General features: G+C 62.5%; 13 protein-coding genes. 9 read left to right on the top strand and 4 right to left on the bottom strand.

The window, feature by feature from the left end:
- The first annotated feature begins 160 nt into the window (after positions 1–160).
- The 3 genes from ACIP8I_RS17590 (at position 161) to trxA (ending at position 2346) form a co-directional block, all read left to right on the top strand.
- On the top strand, positions 161–625 hold the full coding sequence (locus ACIP8I_RS17590; RefSeq protein WP_108590063.1) for a YbaY family lipoprotein: 465 nt from the start codon (positions 161–163) through the stop codon (positions 623–625).
- Positions 622–1275, top strand: a complete 654-nt coding sequence (locus ACIP8I_RS17585) for a class I SAM-dependent methyltransferase (RefSeq protein ID WP_400762688.1) — start codon at positions 622–624, stop codon at positions 1273–1275. Before ACIP8I_RS17590 ends, ACIP8I_RS17585 begins: the two co-directional genes overlap by 4 nt.
- Positions 1276–1473: 198 nt before the next feature.
- Positions 1474–2346 (top strand): thioredoxin, encoded by an 873-nt coding sequence (gene trxA / locus ACIP8I_RS17580; protein WP_400762687.1) that lies wholly within the window; start codon positions 1474–1476, stop codon positions 2344–2346.
- 110 nt (positions 2347–2456) lie between these two features.
- Here trxA and ACIP8I_RS17575 read toward each other — a convergent pair whose 3' ends face one another.
- Positions 2457–2816, bottom strand: a complete 360-nt coding sequence (locus tag ACIP8I_RS17575) for a hypothetical protein (protein ID WP_400762686.1) — start codon at positions 2814–2816, stop codon at positions 2457–2459.
- Positions 2817–2951: 135 nt separating this feature from the next.
- On the opposite strand from ACIP8I_RS17575, the gene ACIP8I_RS17570 reads away from it, so the two are divergent.
- The 5 genes from ACIP8I_RS17570 (at position 2952) to ACIP8I_RS17550 (ending at position 7143) form a co-directional block, all read left to right on the top strand.
- Complete coding sequence (locus tag ACIP8I_RS17570; protein WP_400762684.1) at positions 2952–3554, top strand: DUF2796 domain-containing protein; 603 nt, start codon at positions 2952–2954, stop codon at positions 3552–3554.
- 133 nt (positions 3555–3687) lie between these two features.
- Positions 3688–4398: an ABC transporter ATP-binding protein gene (locus ACIP8I_RS17565; protein ID WP_007966120.1), complete on the top strand. Its 711-nt coding sequence runs from the start codon at positions 3688–3690 to the stop codon at positions 4396–4398.
- A 1-nt stretch (position 4399) separates the two neighbouring features.
- Entirely contained in the window at positions 4400–5665 is a 1266-nt protein-coding gene (locus ACIP8I_RS17560; protein WP_400762682.1) for an ABC transporter permease, read from the top strand.
- 11 nt (positions 5666–5676) lie between these two features.
- Positions 5677–6195 carry a DUF3299 domain-containing protein gene (locus tag ACIP8I_RS17555; RefSeq protein WP_400762680.1) on the top strand — a complete coding sequence of 173 codons (519 nt, stop codon included), beginning with the start codon at positions 5677–5679 and terminating at the stop codon, positions 6193–6195.
- Between the two features lie 249 nt (positions 6196–6444).
- On the top strand, positions 6445–7143 hold the full coding sequence (locus ACIP8I_RS17550) for an OmpW family protein (protein WP_108590069.1): 699 nt from the start codon (positions 6445–6447) through the stop codon (positions 7141–7143).
- A 251-nt stretch (positions 7144–7394) separates the two neighbouring features.
- Here ACIP8I_RS17550 and ACIP8I_RS17545 read toward each other — a convergent pair whose 3' ends face one another.
- Both ACIP8I_RS17545 and ACIP8I_RS17540 read right to left on the bottom strand, forming a co-directional pair.
- Positions 7395–8324 carry an NAD-dependent epimerase/dehydratase family protein gene (locus tag ACIP8I_RS17545; protein WP_367085890.1) on the bottom strand — a complete coding sequence of 310 codons (930 nt, stop codon included), beginning with the start codon at positions 8322–8324 and terminating at the stop codon, positions 7395–7397.
- Positions 8317–9201, bottom strand: a complete 885-nt coding sequence (locus ACIP8I_RS17540; RefSeq protein ID WP_041074483.1) for a sugar nucleotide-binding protein — start codon at positions 9199–9201, stop codon at positions 8317–8319. The genes ACIP8I_RS17545 and ACIP8I_RS17540 overlap by 8 nt, the downstream gene beginning before the upstream one ends.
- A gap of 298 nt (positions 9202–9499) precedes the next feature.
- Here ACIP8I_RS17540 and ACIP8I_RS17535 point away from each other — a divergent pair, with 298 nt between their 5' ends.
- The gene (locus ACIP8I_RS17535) at positions 9500–13933 is read left to right on the top strand and encodes a DEAD/DEAH box helicase (RefSeq protein ID WP_400762677.1); all 4434 of its coding nucleotides are present in this window, start codon (positions 9500–9502) and stop codon (positions 13931–13933) included.
- 115 nt (positions 13934–14048) lie between these two features.
- Here the strand turns inward: ACIP8I_RS17535 and ACIP8I_RS17530 are convergent, their stop codons facing one another.
- Positions 14049–16142: a mechanosensitive ion channel domain-containing protein gene (locus ACIP8I_RS17530; RefSeq protein WP_400762675.1), complete on the bottom strand. Its 2094-nt coding sequence runs from the start codon at positions 16140–16142 to the stop codon at positions 14049–14051.
- Positions 16143–16407: the final 265 nt, after the last annotated feature.

Below are 16407 nucleotides of genomic sequence, written 5' to 3'. Positions count from 1 at the left end.
GGTGTCGTTGGCACCGCAGAAGGGACAGTGCATGGTGGCTGGCAACAAAAAAAGGGAGGGCCATGGTAGCGCATCCCGGTGGCAAGACAAGCCATAGGGTTTGCGGTATACAGACTGGCATGATCGTTTGATCCACGGATTTCATTTTCTGGAGCTGCCAATGTCGCTACGACCGCTCGTTTTGCTCAGTCTTTTCGCCCTGCTGGTGGCTTGCGGCAGCGACAAGCCCAAGCCGCAACCGCCAACACCGGGACCAGCACCACAACAGGCGCAGAAAAAAGCCCGCGAGGCCGCTGACCTTGGCCCACTGCCGGCCTACCAACGGGAACTGAGCGGCACCCTGCAAGGCGTGCCGGCCGGGGCCGAGGTCGAACTGGCACTGCTGGTGATCGATGACAAGTCGCGCCCACAACAACTGCTGGCCAGTTCCAGCCTGATCGGCAACAACCAGATCCTGCCGTTTCGCCTGCGCTTCAATCCGGAAGCCTTTCCGGCCGGCGCGCGGGTCGAGCTGCGCGGGCGCGCCACGCAGTCGGGCCAGTTGATCCTGCATCTGCCGTCGCAAACCATCACCCAGCCGACCACTCAGGCGCTGGGCCAGCTGCAATTTGTCAAAGCACCATGACCGTACCGCTCGACCTGCAACAGGCGTTAGGTGAATTGCTCGGTGATGCGCGGCTCAAGGCCTGCGCATTGCCCGGCACCGATTTGCAGCTGTGGCTGATCGACGGCGACAACATGGATCGTGAGTTCAGCCCCGACGAAACCCGGCGCATCCTCCACGAACCGCCGTATTGGAGTTTCTGCTGGGCCAGCGGTCTGGCAGTGGCGCGCTATCTGGCGCAGTTCCCCGAGTGGGTTCGTGGCAAGCGGGTGCTGGATTTCGGCGCCGGCTCCGGGATCGCGGCGATTGCGGCGGTCAAGGCCGGAGCGCTGGAAGTGGTGGCCTGTGATCTGGATCCGCTGGCGATTGCCGCGTGCCGGGCCAACGCCGAACTCAATGATGTGCAGATGAGTTATTCGACGGACTTCTTTGCCGAAGCCGATCGCTTCGATCTGATTCTGGTCGCCGACGTGTTGTACGACCGCGAAAACCTGCCGCTGCTTGATGCGTTTCTCAGCCGAGGCCGTGAGGCGCTGGTGGCGGATTCGCGAGTGCGGGATTTTCGTCATCCGTTGTATGAGCGGATTGAAATGCTTGAGGCGATGACACTGCCGGATCTGGCGGAGCCGGAAGAGTTTCGGCAAGTGAGCCTGTACCACGCGCGGCGCTAACCAAAAGCATCGCGGGCAAGCCCGCTCCCACAGTGAACGAGTCGAACCAACATTTCGTCTACGACACAGAACCCTGTGGGAGCTGGCTTGCCAGCGATGGCGTCCTGCCTAGCGGTACACCTCTCAAATCTGCCCCGCTTTCGGCCACACCCCGCCAAGCCGTATAGTTGCCCCATCCACGCTTTTACGAGATCCCCCATGAGTCAGCAAACGCCGTACATCTTCGACGCCACGACTGCCGATTTCGACCAGTCGGTGATCGAAGCTTCCTTCAACAAACCGGTGCTGGTGGATTTCTGGGCCGAATGGTGTGCGCCGTGCAAGGCGTTGATGCCGATGCTGCAAGGCATTGCCGAGAGCTATCAGGGCGAACTGCTGCTGGCCAAGGTCAACTGCGACATCGAGCAGGACATCGTCGCCCGCTTCGGTATCCGCAGCCTGCCGACCGTGGTGCTGTTCAAGGACGGTCAGCCGGTGGACGGTTTTGCCGGTGCGCAACCGGAATCCGCGGTGCGTGCACTGCTTGAGCCGCATGTGCAGATGCCAGCGCCAGCCGCCGCCGATCCGTTCGAACAGGCTCAGGCACTGTTCGATGAAGGACGCTTCGCTGATGCCGAAGCGGCGCTGGTGGTGATGCTCACCGAAGACAACAGCAACGCCAAGGCGCTGATTCTGTATGCCCGCTGCCTGACCGAGCGCGGTGAACTGGACGAAGCGCAAACCGTGCTCGACGCGGTCAAGAGCGATGAGCACAAGGCCGCACTGGCCGGCGCCAAGGCACAGATCAAGTTCCTCGGCCTGGCCCGCGACCTGCCGGATGCCGCCGACCTCAAGGCGCGCCTTGCGCAGAAGCCGCAGGACGACGAAGCGGTGTATCAACTGGCGATCCAGCAACTGGCGCGTCAGCAATACGAAGCGGCGCTGGAGGCCTTGCTCAAGCTGTTCATCCGTAATCGCAGTTATGGCGAGGGCCTGCCGCACAAGACCTTGCTGCAGGTGTTCGAGTTGCTGGGCAATGATCATCCCCTGGTGACTGCATACCGCCGTAAGGTGTTTGCTGCGCTTTATTAAGATCAAAAGATCGTCCGATCGCGGCCCGAACCTTCGGCAGCTCCTACAATTTCATCCGCAAAACATGGGTGAACCTGTAGGAGCTGCCGCAGGCTGCGATCTTTTGCGGCTCACTCGACCCAGCTGTAGAGCGGCGTATCCCCGCCACTCACCACTTTTACATCCGGACTGTGGCGCAGGCGCACCAGCAAGCGTTTGCCCGCCGCTGCGCTACCGGTCAGCCCTTCCAGCTGATCAAGCAAATCCGGCCCGCTGAGCTGCCCGGCCTTGCGCAACAGATCTTTCGCCACCTGCCACAACGCCTCGTCCTGATTCAGCGGTTTGGCTGCCGGCATGCTCACTGCCATTTCAGGCTGATCGCCCTGCGGCTGCGCGCCAAGGGCTGCGCCGAGCTTCACCCAATCGCTGTCATCCAGCTCTATCGTCAAATCCACCGGCATCGTTCCGACGGTTCCGCGTATCCGCAACATCTGCATCGCTCCTGCACATTTCTGACCTGCATGCTCCCACGGGACTTGTGCAACGCCAAGCAGGCGGGCAAACTCTGCGGACTTTCGTTATAAGATTACATAACAAACTCTTCACTTTACTTTCCGGAGACCGCCATGCGTCGTCTGCTGCTCGCTTTGCCGTTTGCCCTGTTGCCGCTGGCCATCGCCCACGCTGCCGATGAGCACGATCATGACCATGAGCACGGCAGCCTCGGCGCCCATGAACACGGCGTCGGTCGTTTGAACGCCGCGCTCGACGGCCAGACCCTGGAACTGGAACTGGACAGCCCGGCGATGAATCTGGTGGGCTTCGAACACGCCGCCACCAGCGACACCGACAAAGCCAAAGTCGTGGCCGCGCGCACCAAACTGGAAAACCCGCTGGCGCTGTTCAGCCTGCCAGCCGCCGCCGGTTGCAAAGTGGCCAGCCAGGAACTGCAAAGCCCGCTGTTCGGCGACAAGCCGGATGCTGACGAGCATGACGATGACGACCACGACGAAGATGCCAAGGGCGGTGAAGCGCATCACCACGATCACAGCGAAATCCACGCCCACTACCAATTCACTTGCGCCACCCCGGGCGCCTTGAAGACCCTGGATCTGGCGAACATCTTCAATACCTTCCCGGCGACCCAGAAAATTCAGGTACAACTGATCGGCCCAAGCGGCCAGCAAGGCACCGAAGTGACCGCCAAGGCTGCCGCCCTGAAATTCTGATTGCCTGAAAAAATCCCCTGTAGGAGCTGCCGAAGGCTGCGATCTTTTGATTTTGCCTTTAAAAACAGGATCAAAAGATCGCAGCCTTTGGCAGCTCCTACACAGGCCCGTGATCAACCATGAAACTGGTGCCATGACCCAAGCACTCATCGAACTGTCCGACCTGGGCTTCAACTGGCCCGGTCACCCGCCGCTGCTGGACATCCCGGCGTTTCGCCTGGAACCGGGCGAAACCCTGTTCCTCAAAGGCCCCAGCGGCAGTGGCAAGACCACCCTGCTCGGCCTGCTCGGTGGCGTGCAGAAACCCGGGCGCGGCAGCATTCGCCTGCTCGGCCAGGAACTGACCGAACTCGGTGCCGGCGCCCGCGACCGCTTTCGTGTCGATCACACTGGCTACATCTTCCAGCAGTTCAACCTGCTGCCGTTTCTCTCGGTACGCGAGAACGTCGAGTTGCCGTGCCACTTTTCGAAGCTGCGTGCAGAGCGCGCGAAACAGCGTCACGGCAGCGTCGATCAAGCCGCCGCCACCCTGCTCGCCCACTTGGGCCTGAAGGACGAAAGCATCCTCGGTCGCCGCGCCGATTCGCTGTCGATCGGTCAGCAGCAACGGGTCGCCGCCGCGCGCGCCTTGATCGGTCAGCCGGAACTGGTGATCGCCGACGAACCGACCTCGGCGCTGGATTACGATGCCCGGGAAAACTTCATTCGCCTGCTGTTCGCCGAATGCCGTGAGGCCGGATCGAGCCTGTTGTTCGTCAGCCACGACCAGAGCCTGGCGCCGCTGTTCGACCGTCACCTGTCCCTGGCCGAGCTCAATCGCGCCGCCACGTCTGCCGAGGTCTGAGATGTATCTGTTTCGTCTGGCCATGGCCAGCCTGGCCAACCGCCGCTTTACCGCCCTGCTCACCGCGTTCGCGATTGCCCTGTCGGTGTGCCTGTTGCTCGCCGTCGAGCGCGTGCGCACCGAGGCCAAGGCCAGTTTCGCCAGCACCATCAGCGGCACCGACCTGATCGTCGGCGCCCGCTCCGGTTCGGTGAACCTGCTGCTGTACTCGGTGTTCCGCATCGGCAATGCCACCAACAATATTCGTTGGGACAGCTTCGAACACTTTGCCAGCAATCCGAAAGTGAAGTGGGCGATCCCGATGTCCCTCGGCGACTCCCATCGCGGCTACCGGGTGATGGGGACCACCGAAGCCTATTTCGAGCATTACCAATACGGTCGCCAGCAGCACCTGGAACTGGCTGATGGCCGGGCGTTTGCCAGCGATCCGTTCGAAGTGGTGCTCGGCGCCGAAGTCGCCGAAGCGCTGCATTACAAGCTCGGCGACCAACTGGTGCTGGCCCACGGCGTAGCGGCGATCAGTCTGGTCAAGCACGACGACAAACCGTTCACCGTGGTCGGCATTCTCAAGCGCACCGGCACCCCGGTGGATCGCACGCTGCACATCAGCCTCGGCGGTATGGAGGCGATTCACATCGACTGGCACAACGGTGTGCCGGCGCGTGGTAACGGGCGGATCACGGCGGATCAGGCACGCAACATGGACCTGACGCCGCAAGCGATCACCGCGTTCATGCTCGGCCTCAACAGCAAGATTTCCACTTTCGCCCTGCAACGCGAGATCAACGAATACCGAGGCGAGCCGATGCTGGCGATCCTGCCGGGCGTGGCGTTGCAGGAGTTGTGGAGCCTGATGAGTACCGCTGAAAAGGCGCTGTTCGTGGTCTCGCTGTTCGTGGTGCTGACCGGGCTGATCGGCATGCTCACGGCGATTCTCACCAGCCTCAACGAGCGTCGCCGCGAGATGGCGATTCTGCGTTCGGTCGGTGCGCGGCCGTGGCACATCGCAAGCCTGCTGGTGCTGGAAGCTTTCGCGCTGGCGCTGACCGGGGTGATCGCAGGACTGGCCTTGCTGTACATCGGCATCGCCGCCGCGCAGGGTTATGTGCAGGCCAATTACGGTTTGTATCTGCCGCTGGCGTGGCCGAGCGAGTATGAATGGACGCTGCTCGGTGGCATTCTGGCTGCCGCGCTGCTGATGGGCAGCGTGCCGGCCTGGCGCGCGTATCGCCAATCATTGGCCGATGGCCTGTCGATCCGTTTATGAGGATGTTCACCATGCCCCGCGCCGTATTCGCGCTGCTGTTGCTGGTTGCCCTGCCCGTGTGGGCAGCGGCGCCGAAAGACCTGACCTGGTCGGAGATGATCCCGCCGGATGCCGCGCCGGAAGTACCGAACATGACGCCGTTGCACGACCTGTCGAAGATGGGCGATGCGCTGTCCGCCGAGTCGGCGCCAGCCGCCAAGCAGGACATGCCCAACGCGCCGGTGGTACAGAGTCTCGACGGGCAGAACATCCGCCTGCCGGGCTACATCGTGCCGCTGGAGGTCAACGAAGAAGGACGCACCACCGACTTTCTGCTGGTGCCGTACTTCGGCGCCTGCATCCACGTGCCGCCACCGCCGTCGAACCAGATCGTGCATGTGAAAAGCGAGCTGGGCGTGAAGCTCGACGAACTGTATCAACCGTACTGGGTCGAGGGACCGTTGCAGGTCAAGGCGTCCACCAGCGAACTGGCGGATGCCGGGTATCAGATGGCGGCGGACAAGATTTATGTGTATGAGCTGCCGGAGTGAATTCCGGCGGCTCTGTGTTGTTTTCAATGGCCCCATCGCTGGCAAGCCAGCTCCCACAGTGATCGAGTCGTTCACCCATTTTGTGATCACCAACGAAACCTGTGGGAGCTGGCTTGCCAGCGATGGGGCCGGCCAAGGTTCCACAAAAAACCATCCCTTCACTGTTTCATTGAGCTGAGTCAAAAGACCGTATCAGTTGGCTTAATACCATAGGACATCAGAAACTTTTAACGTCCTTCTGGAGCCCCCATGAACAAGTCCTTGCTCAGCGCCTCGCTGTTTGCCCTCGCGCTCGCAGCCCCGCTCGCCCACGCCCACGAAGCCGGCGACATCATCGTCCGCGCCGGTGCGATCACCGTCAACCCGAAGGCCGACAGCTCAAGCGTCAAGGTCGATCAGGGTCCGTTGAGCGGCACCAACCTGGGCGGCAAGGCGACCATGAGCAGCGACACCCAACTGGGTCTGAACTTCGCCTACATGCTGACCAACAACATCGGGATCGAGTTGCTGGCGGCCTCGCCGTTCGAGCATGACGTAAAAATCAAAGGCACCGCGCTGCCAGCCGCCAACGGCAAACTCGGCACCCTGAAACACCTGCCGCCCACCCTCAGCGTCGTGTACTACCCGCTGGATGCGAAATCGCCATTCCAGCCTTACATCGGCGGCGGCATCAACTACACCTGGATCTACGACGAGCACGTCGGCAGCGAAGCCCAATCCAACGGCTTCGGCAACTTCAAGGCGAAAAACTCCTGGGGCCTGGCCTGGCAGGTCGGCGCCGACTACATGCTGACCGACAACATCATGCTCAACGCCCAGGTGCGCTACATCGACATCGACACCCGCGCGACCGTCGAGAACAACGCCGTGGCGCCGGGCACCCGTGCCAAGGTGAATGTCGATGTCGATCCGTTTGTGTACATGGTGGGTCTGGGCTACAAGTTCTAAGCAACAGTCGAACATTCGCGTGGTGGTGAATGCGGGCTAATGTGGCGAGGGAGCTTGCTCCCGCTGGGCTGCGAAGCAGCCCTGAACAAGGCAAAAGCGGTGCTTCAGAAAAACCGCGTTGACTGAATTTGCGACTGCTGCGCAGTCGAGCGGGAGCAAGCTCCCTCGCCACAGGGATTGCACCGAGCGTCAAAGCGATACCCCGCCCACAAAAAAGGCGCCTGCAAAGGCGCCTTTTTTGTTTTTTCGATTTAGCGTCCCAGCAACCGCGCCAGCCCCACACGCATCGGCGTCGGCTCTGGCAGCTTGAAGCGTTGCAGCAAACGCGCGTTGTTCGCCCGCGAGTGACGGATGTCGCCGGAGCGCGCCGGGCCGTAGCTGATCGGAGGCAGCTCGCCGACCACGTCTTGCAGCGCCTGCAGCATCTGCTTGAGGTTCATCGCCTGATTCCAGCCGACGTTCATCGCACCCACTTCCACTTCAGGCTTGTCGATTGCCTGCACCAGCACATCGACCAGATCCTCGACATAGAGGAAATCACGCGTCTGCTCGCCATCGCCGAACACGGTGATCGGCAGGCCTTTCTGTGCCCGCTCGCTGAAAATGCTGATGACCCCGGAGTACGGCGAGGACGGATCCTGGCGTGGGCCGAAGATGTTGAAGAAGCGAAAGATCACCGGCTCCAGACCATGCTGTCGACGGTAGAAATCGAAGTAGTGCTCGCCGGCCAGTTTGTCCGAGGCGTAAGGGGTCAGCGGGGCTTTTGGCGTGTCCTCGTCGATCGACTCGCCTTCGCCGTTGTTGCCGTAAACCGCTGCGCTGGACGCGTAGAGCACGCGCTTGACCCCGGCCTGGCGCATGGCTTCGCAGACATTCAGGGTGCCGATGAAATTGCTCTGGTGCGTCTTCACCGGATCGTCCACCGACGCCTGCACCGAGGCCACCGCCGCCAGATGCGCGACAGCGCTGCAGCCCTGCATCGCCTGCGCAACCAGCGCGGCATCGGCGACGTCACCGACGATCAGTTCGACCTGCGGGTTATCCAGTGGCAGGTTGGCGCGTTTGCCGGTCGACAGATCATCGAGAATCCGCACCGAATGGCCGGTCGCAAGCAACGCATCCGTCAGGTGCGAGCCGATGAAACCGGCACCGCCGGTGATTAAAACAGGGCCTTCAGCCATGACGATAAAACCTATCCAGTAAAGCCGGGAGCGCGGCGCGCCAGGCGCGGGGCTTGATCCCGAAAGTGTGCAGAATTTTCTTGCAGGCGAGCACCGCGTGTTGCGGCTCCTCGGCGGCGTCCGGCCGCGCGGCATGGGCCTGAGCGGTCGGCGCTTCGATTGCCAGCGGATGCAAGCTGCGCGCCTCGGTCAGAATCGCCTGACCGAGCGCCAGCGGCGTGGTCGCTTCGTGGCCGGCGTAATGGTAAGTGCCCCACAGCGGCGCCGCGCAATCGAGTTGCTTGAGCACCGAAATGATCACCCGTGCCGCGTCATCCACCGGGGTCGGATTGCCGCGGCGATCATCGGCCATGAGCAATTCATCCGGTTGTTCGGCGCGGGCGAGGAAGCGCCCGAGGGTGCCTTCAGGGCTGTCATCAAGCAGCCAGCCGAAGCGCAGCAACACGTGTTGCGGGCACGTGGCGCGGACACTTTGCTCGATGCGCCACAGCGCCTGACCGCGCAGGCCAAGCGGCACCGGCTCGTCTTTTTCGCTGTAGGCGGTCGCCCGCGAACCGTCGAACACCCGATAGCTGGAAGGCTGCACGAGGATGATGTTGTGGTGCTGGCACAGCTCGGCCAGTCGCTCGATGGCGCGTTCCTGGCCGGCCAGACGGCTTTCGCTGACAGTCTCGGCCTGGAACCAGTCGAAATAGTAGGCGAGATTGATCAACGCATCCGGACGGGTGTCGTCGAGCAGTTGCGTCAGGCTCGCGGCATCCCAGCCGTCTTCGGGCGGGCGGGGGGCGAGGAAACCGATGTCTTCCTCTGCACCGAGGCGAATCAGCGCCTGCCCAAGGGCATTTCCGCCGCCCAGTAACATAAGGCGCATTCGCATAGAGTCAGCAGGCCCAGTCTGATTGGAACGATGGCTTTAGCGACGGTGCTTGTGACACCCGTCGTCGATAATTGCCGGAATCGTTGCATTTTGCGGGTTTAGTGCGCAACCGTCACTCGTAAAGTGTAGATCGCCGGGAATTGTGCTGAATCAACGGGCCCCATCGCGAGCAGGCTCACTCCTACAGTTGACCGCATTCCCCTGTAGGAGTGAGCCTGCTCGCGATGAAGCCCTGTCAGCCACTGGAGATCCCCAGCGGTACTTGCATCTTGGCGCCCTCACCCGCATAACTTGAGCCATGAATCTGCCCATCCCCAAGGACGTGGCCCTGGCAGGCTTTCACCCCGCCGTCAGCGCCTGGTTCAGCAGCACCTTCCCGACGGTCACCGCCGCCCAGGCCCGCGCATGGCCGTTGATCCGCCAGCGCCGCTCGACACTGATCGCCGCGCCCACCGGCTCCGGCAAAACCCTCACTGCATTCCTCGCCGTGCTTGACGACCTCGTCCACCGTGGCCTGGAAAACCCCGACGGCCTGCCCGACGAAACCCTGGTGGTCTACGTTTCACCGCTCAAGGCGTTGTCCAACGACATCCGCATCAACCTGCAAAATCCGCTGGCGGGAATCACCGAGCAGTTGCGCCAGTTGGGCCTGCCCGAACTGCAGATCACCACGGCAGTGCGCACCGGCGACACCCCGCAAAAAGACCGCGCCGCCATGCGCAAAAGTGCGCCGCACATTCTGGTGACCACCCCGGAATCGCTGTACGTGCTGCTCGGCTCCGAGTCCGGACGCAAAATGCTCGGCAGCACACGCACGGTGATCATCGACGAGATTCACGCCATCGCTGCCGGCAAACGTGGCAGTCATCTGGCGCTGAGCCTCGAACGCCTGCAGGCGCTGTGTGCCGAACCCTTGACCCGCATCGGCTTGTCCGCCACGCAAAAGCCGATCGATGCCGTGGCGTGGTTTCTGGTCGGCACTGATCGCCCGTGCGAAATCATCGACATCGGCCACGCCCGGCCACGGGATCTGGGCATTGAAGTGCCGCCGGTGCCGTTGTCGGCAGTGATGGCCAACGACGTCTGGGAACTGGTTTATGATCGGCTCGCCGAACTGGCCCGCGAACACCGAACCACGCTGATTTTCGTCAATACCCGGCGCTTGGCCGAACGCCTTAGCCGCCACCTCAGCGAACGCCTCGGCAAGCACGCAGTCGCCGCGCACCACGGCAGTCTGGCCAAGGAATTCCGCCTCGACGCCGAACAGCGACTCAAGCGCGGCGAACTGCAAGTGCTGATCGCCACCGCTTCGCTGGAATTGGGCATCGATATCGGCGAAGTCGATCTGGTCTGCCAAATATCCTCACCGCGTTCGATTGCCGGGTTTCTGCAACGGGTCGGTCGCTCCGGGCACCAGGTCGGCGGCACGCCCAAGGGCCGCTTGTTCGCCACCACCCGCGACGACCTGATCGAGTGCGCCGCCCTGCTCGACTGCGTGCGCCGTGGCGAACTCGACACCCTGCACATCCCCGAGGCGCCACTGGATGTACTGGCGCAGCAGATCATCGCCGAAGTCAGTTGCCGGGAATGGGCGGAAGATGCGCTGCTGGTGCTGTTCCGCAAAGCCTCGCCCTACCGCGATCTCGACGAAAAACACTATCAGGCGCTGCTGACCATGCTCGCCGAAGGCTATAACGGTCGTCAGGGCATACGCAGCGCCTACCTGCACCGCGACGCCATCAGCCGCACTCTGCGTGGTCGCCGTGGCGCGCAACTGACCGCCGTGACCAGTGGCGGCACCATCCCCGACAACGCCGACTACAGCGTGCTGCTCGAACCGCAAGGTCTGAACATCGGCAGCGTCAACGAAGACTTTGCCGTGGAAAGTATCGCGGGCGACATTTTCCAGCTTGGCAACACCTCCTACCGAATCCTGCGGGTGGAAACCGGCAAGGTGCGGGTCGAAGATGCCCAGGGCCAACCACCGACCATTCCGTTCTGGCTCGGCGAAGCGCCGGGGCGCAGCGATGAATTGTCTGCGGCGGTGGCGCGCCTGCAAGCGACCCTCGACGAACTCCTCGCCGCCAGCCCGGGTGACTTGCAACCGGCGCTCGACTGGCTGACCCAGACCCTTGGCCTGAACCGCGCCAGCGCCGAACAACTGGTGGACTATCTCGCCCGCGCACGCCTGACTCTCGGCGCCCTGCCCTCGCAGGACACGCTGCTGATGGAGCGGTTTTTCGATGAGTCCGGCGGCACGCAACTGATCATCCATTCACCCTTCGGCAGCCGCATCAACCGTGCCTGGGGCCTCGCGCTGCGCAAGCGTTTCTGCCGCACCTTCAATTTCGAGTTGCAGGCTGCTGCCAGTGAGGACGCGATTGTCCTGTCGCTGTCCACCAGCCACAGTTTCGAACTGGACGACGTCTGGCGCTACCTGCACAGCAACAGCGCCGAGCACATCCTGATTCAAGCGATTCTCGACGCGCCGTTGTTCGGCGTGCGCTGGCGCTGGAATGCCGGGGTAGCGCTGGCGTTGCCGCGTTTTACCGGCGGGCGCAAAGTCGCGCCGCAGCTGCAGCGAATGAAAAGCGAAGACCTGATTGCCAGCGTGTTCCCTGATCAGATCGCCTGCCTGGAAAACCTCGCCGGCGAGCGCGAAGTCCCTGAACACCCGCTGGTGGAGCAAACCCTCGACGACTGCCTGCACGAGGCCATGGACAGCGACGGCTGGCTCACTCTGCTGCGGCGTATGGAGTGCGGCGAGGTGCGATTGATCAGCCGCGATCTGCCGGCACCGTCACCGCTGGCGGCAGAAATTCTCAGCGCGCGGCCGTACAGTTTTCTCGACGATGCACCACTGGAAGAACGCCGCACCCAAGCGGTGCTCAACCGGCGCTGGAGCGATCCGCAATCCACCGATGACCTCGGGGCACTGGACGCCGACGCCATCAACGCGGTCCGCGAGGAAGCGTGGCCGACGCCGGCCAACGTCGATGAAATGCACGAGGCGCTGATGAGCCTGGCGTGTGTCAGCGAGGCCGAAGTGCAGGCCAACGAAAATTGGCGCGAATGGCTTGACGCGCTGACTGCGAGCGGTCGCGCCTGCCGCTTGGCCGTTGCGCCAGTACCGGCAAAAGAAAAGCTTCGCGAGCAGGCTCGCTCCCACATTCAATCGCGTTCCGCCCGTTGGAACACAGTCAACGGTGGGAGCGAGCCTGCTCGTGAAGACGGCCTCACAGTCGCTACATATCCACAGCCTGGCTCGTTGTGGCTGGCGCGAGAGCGCCTGAAGTGTCTGCAAGCGCTTTATCCACAGGCCACGTTGCAGCCGCCGCAAGCAGCGCTGCCCGGGTTCGATGATATCTGGACGTTCGATGACGCATTGATCGAAGTGATCCGCGCCCGACTCGGCGCCTTCGGTCCGCTGCCGTTAGCCGACATTGCCGAACCACTCGCGTTGCCGATACCGCAGGTCAATCAGGCCCTCGCACAACTGGAACGCGAGGGTTACGTATTACGCGGCCAATTCACGCCAGGATCGGCAGTGGAAGAATGGTGCGAACGGCATCTGCTGGCGCGCATTCATCGCTACACCGTCAAGCGCTTGCGCCGGGAAATCGAGCCGGTGGCGTTGCAGGATTTCATGCGTTTTCTGTTCGACTGGCAACACCTGTCCCTCGCTACGCGCGGTCAGGGCAGCGCGGTGTTGCCGGCGATTGTCGGCCAGTTCGAAGGTTACCCGGCAGCGGCCTCCGCGTGGGACAGCGACATTCTTCCAGCGCGCTTGAAAGACTATTCGCCAAGCTGGCTGGATGACCTGTGCCGCAACGGCAAACTGGTGTGGACCCGGCTCAGTGCCCGGCAGAAAGTCAGCGGCACGGCGTTGCGCAGTACGCCGATTGTGCTGTTGCCGCGCAGTCAGGTCGGGCTGTGGAGTGCGCTGGCCGAACAGACGCCGGTCAGCGAACTGTCAGCGAAAACGCAAAAGGTTTATGAGGCGCTGAGTCAGCACGGCGCGTTGTTTTTCGATGAGTTGATCCACGAGGCGCACCTGCTGCGCACCGAGCTGGAGATCGCCTTGCAGGAACTGGTCGGCGCCGGCCTGGTGAACGCCGACAGCTTCGCTGGTTTGCGCGCCCTGATCACCCCGGCGAGCAAGCGCCAGCAGCGCAGCAGTCGACGCGGGCGCGGCGCGTTTGTCGGCGGCATGGACGATGCCGGGCGCTGGGCGTTGTTGCGGCGCGGGCCGCCGTTGGAAAGCGGTCAGATGGCGTCACCCGAAACCCTCGAACATGTCGCCATGACGTTGCTGCGCCGCTACGGCGTGGTGTTCTGGCGTCTGCTGGAGCGCGAGGCAGACTGGCTACCGAGCTGGCGCGAATTGCTACGCACGTTTCATCGGCTGGAGGCCCGTGGCGAGATTCGCGGCGGGCGGTTTGTCAGTGGGCTGGCGGGGGAACAGTTTGCCTTGCCGGAGGCGATTCCTTTGCTGCGGGAGGTTCGGCGGCGGGCGCATGACGGCAGCTTGATCGCGGTGTGCGGAGTGGATCCGTTGAACCTGGCGGGGACTTTGCTGCCGGGAGCGAAGGTGCCAGCGTTGGTGAGTAATCGGTTGGTGTATCGGGATGGCTTGCCGGTGGCGGCGGAGATTGCCGGCAAGCAGGTTTTCTGGAGTGAACTGGATCAGGTGGTCATGGAGCAGGTGCGGAGCAAGCTGATCCGGCATTGATGTGAGCTGAACTGACGCCTTCGCGAGCAGGCTCGCTCCCACAGTTTGAGCGCCTTCCACCTGTGGGAGCGAGCCTGCTCGCGAAAGGGCCAGTAGCCCTATCCAGAAACCCGCCTTAGGTCCGCGATTCCTGCGGCACCTCGCTCGCCACCAACTCCCCCTCACCCTGCCGCTTGGGCAACAAAACCTGCTGTGGATAAGTCTGCGCGAAATGCACCTCGGCGCTGTTATCCACAAGCTTTTTCAAACGCTGGTTGAACGCCCGGCTCACTGCATATTGCCCGCCCGACACGGTACGGAACTGCGCGGTCAGCACCACCCCGTTCAAGTCCATCCGGTCCACCCCGAACACATCCAGCGGCCCTTGCAGGTTGTACTTGAGGAACGGGTCTTCACGGATCGAATCGCCAGTCTCGCGGATCAGCTCGATGGCCTTGTCGACATCGGTGTCGTAAGTGAACTGCACCGAGAAAAACGCATAGGCAAACTGCCGTGATTGATTGGTCACAGCCTTGATCTGGCCGAACGGCACCGAGTGCACAAACCCCTTGCCGTCACGCAGGCGCAGGGTGCGGATGGTCAGGCCCTCGACGGTGCCGGCATGCCCGGAATCGAGCACCACCCAGTCGCCGATCGACAGGGTGTCTTCGATGATAATGAACAGCCCGGTGATCACGTCCTGCACCAGTTGCTGCGAACCGAAACCGATCGCCAGACCGACCACCCCGGCACCGGCCAACAGCGGCGCAACGTTGATGCCGAGGTTGGCCATGGTGGTGATCGCGCAGATCACCACCAGGATGATTTTGATCGCGTTGCGCAGCAGCGGCAGGATGGTTTTCACCCGGGTGCTGGGCTGGCGCGACGAGCGTTTGCTCACCGGTGGTTTCAACGCTTCCTGAATCGCCGTGTCGAGCACCACCCACAACAGCCAGGTGACGAGGAAGATCAGGCCGATGCTGCTCAACGCGTTGCTGATCGCCCGGCCGATCGTGCTGCTCTGGGCGAAGTCGAGCAGTGAAACGCCCCAGATCCGCCCGAGAATATCGATGAAGGCAATCGCAATGACGATCCGCAGCAACGCGTGCAACAGGCTGAGAAAGCGCTCCTTGTAGGCGCTGCTGCGCTGGATCGCTTCGGCTTTTCGTGACTTGAACAGGTGCTGGAGGATGGTGCTGAGGAACACCGTGCCGATCAGCAGCACCGTGGTGAACAGCGCACAGCGCAGGGCCTTCTGATTGTCCTCACCGATGCCGATCAGATTGACCGCCGAAACCAGCACCATCAGCACGATCGGCCAGTACCAGAGCCCGGAGAAAATCCGCAGCGACTCCTGCAACGACGGCTGTTTCAGACGTTGCGCCAGCGGTCGGTTGCGAATCAGATGCGCCACTGGCCGACGCAGGCGAATCACCAGCAGACCGAAGATGATCGAGGCGATCAGCCCGGTGAACACCGCGACACTGCTGGTGATATTGCCGCCCAACTGACGGGCGATCTGTGGGCTGGTCAACGCATCACTGAGGGCGGCGAGAAAGCCGATCAGGAACAGCGGTTTCGGGCAGTAGTTGCGGATGATCCGCGCGGCCGGCCGTTTGTGCCCGACATTGAACATCACCACCACACACAACAGCATCGAGGTGGAGAAAATCCCGCTGCTGGTGGCGTAGGCGAAACACAGCGCCAGCGCCCGGCCGACCGAGGCCTGCAGAAAGTGGCTGACGTACAGCGTCAGCGGCAGACAGATCAGCGCTGGCAGCGTGTACGGCAGCAGGTAGCCAACCAAGTCCTGACTGCGCTGGCGGGTGCGCAGCCAACGGCCCTGACTCAGCCGTTTGGCGAGCAGGCTGCCGAGCACCGTGAGCAGCGCGAAGGCGCCAAGCCAGACGCCGGACAACATCAGGAAATCCCCGGCGACACTCCAGCCGGAGCGGTTCGACGGCTGGTTGACCAGTCTGTCGACTTCGTCCGCCGCACGGTCGGCACGCAGGCGCCAGGCGTCGACCAGATGTTCATTGAGATCGAGTTTGTCCTGCACGTCGTCGATGCTCGAACTGATTGCGCCGAGCAGACCGCCCTGGACGATGGGCTCGGGTTTGGCCGGCTCTTCAGCAGCGGCTGGAACGCCCGGCAGCGTGGCGGCTTCGAGTTGGTTGGCGCCGAGCAACAGCAGTGCTCCCAGCAGAATGGCGATCCTGAACTTGATCAAAACTCCGGTCTCCGTTGGCTGAACCTGTAAGGAACTGATCGGTAATTGTCTGGCAAGTTCAAGAGCACCCTCACCCCAGCCCTCTCCCCGAGGGAGAGGGAGCCGACCGAGTTGTGCTCTCGAGCTACATCGACCTGAAATATCCAGCCGAACTCAATATTGAGTGCAACCGAGATCAGCTCCCTTCCCCCTCGCCCCTTTGGGGGAGAGGGTTGGGGTGAGGGGGAGCGCTTTTGACCTTTGCGTCCAAGGCAAATATCAAATG

It is taken from the genome of Pseudomonas sp. NPDC088414 (assembly GCF_044753325.1).
GTDB lineage: Bacteria > Pseudomonadota > Gammaproteobacteria > Pseudomonadales > Pseudomonadaceae > Aquipseudomonas.
This window is presented reverse-complemented; position numbering and strand designations above follow the sequence as displayed.

Bases quoted from the DNA above. Each gene is read 5' to 3' on its own strand.
- ACIP8I_RS17560 (WP_400762682.1), top strand. From the start codon at position 4,400: ATGTATCTGTTTCGTCTGGCCATGGCCAGCCTGGCCAACCGCCGCTTT.
- trxA (WP_400762687.1), top strand. From the start codon at position 1,474: ATGAGTCAGCAAACGCCGTACATCTTCGACGCCACGACTGCCGATTTC.
- ACIP8I_RS17570 (WP_400762684.1), top strand. From the start codon at position 2,952: ATGCGTCGTCTGCTGCTCGCTTTGCCGTTTGCCCTGTTGCCGCTGGCC.
- ACIP8I_RS17540 (WP_041074483.1), bottom strand. From the start codon at position 9,201: ATGCGAATGCGCCTTATGTTACTGGGCGGCGGAAATGCCCTTGGGCAG.
- ACIP8I_RS17550 (WP_108590069.1), top strand. From the start codon at position 6,445: ATGAACAAGTCCTTGCTCAGCGCCTCGCTGTTTGCCCTCGCGCTCGCA.
- ACIP8I_RS17555 (WP_400762680.1), top strand. From the start codon at position 5,677: ATGCCCCGCGCCGTATTCGCGCTGCTGTTGCTGGTTGCCCTGCCCGTG.
- ACIP8I_RS17585 (WP_400762688.1), top strand. From the start codon at position 622: ATGACCGTACCGCTCGACCTGCAACAGGCGTTAGGTGAATTGCTCGGT.
- ACIP8I_RS17545 (WP_367085890.1), bottom strand. From the start codon at position 8,324: ATGGCTGAAGGCCCTGTTTTAATCACCGGCGGTGCCGGTTTCATCGGC.
- ACIP8I_RS17590 (WP_108590063.1), top strand. From the start codon at position 161: ATGTCGCTACGACCGCTCGTTTTGCTCAGTCTTTTCGCCCTGCTGGTG.
- ACIP8I_RS17535 (WP_400762677.1), top strand. From the start codon at position 9,500: ATGAATCTGCCCATCCCCAAGGACGTGGCCCTGGCAGGCTTTCACCCC.
- ACIP8I_RS17575 (WP_400762686.1), bottom strand. From the start codon at position 2,816: ATGTTGCGGATACGCGGAACCGTCGGAACGATGCCGGTGGATTTGACG.
- ACIP8I_RS17565 (WP_007966120.1), top strand. From the start codon at position 3,688: ATGACCCAAGCACTCATCGAACTGTCCGACCTGGGCTTCAACTGGCCC.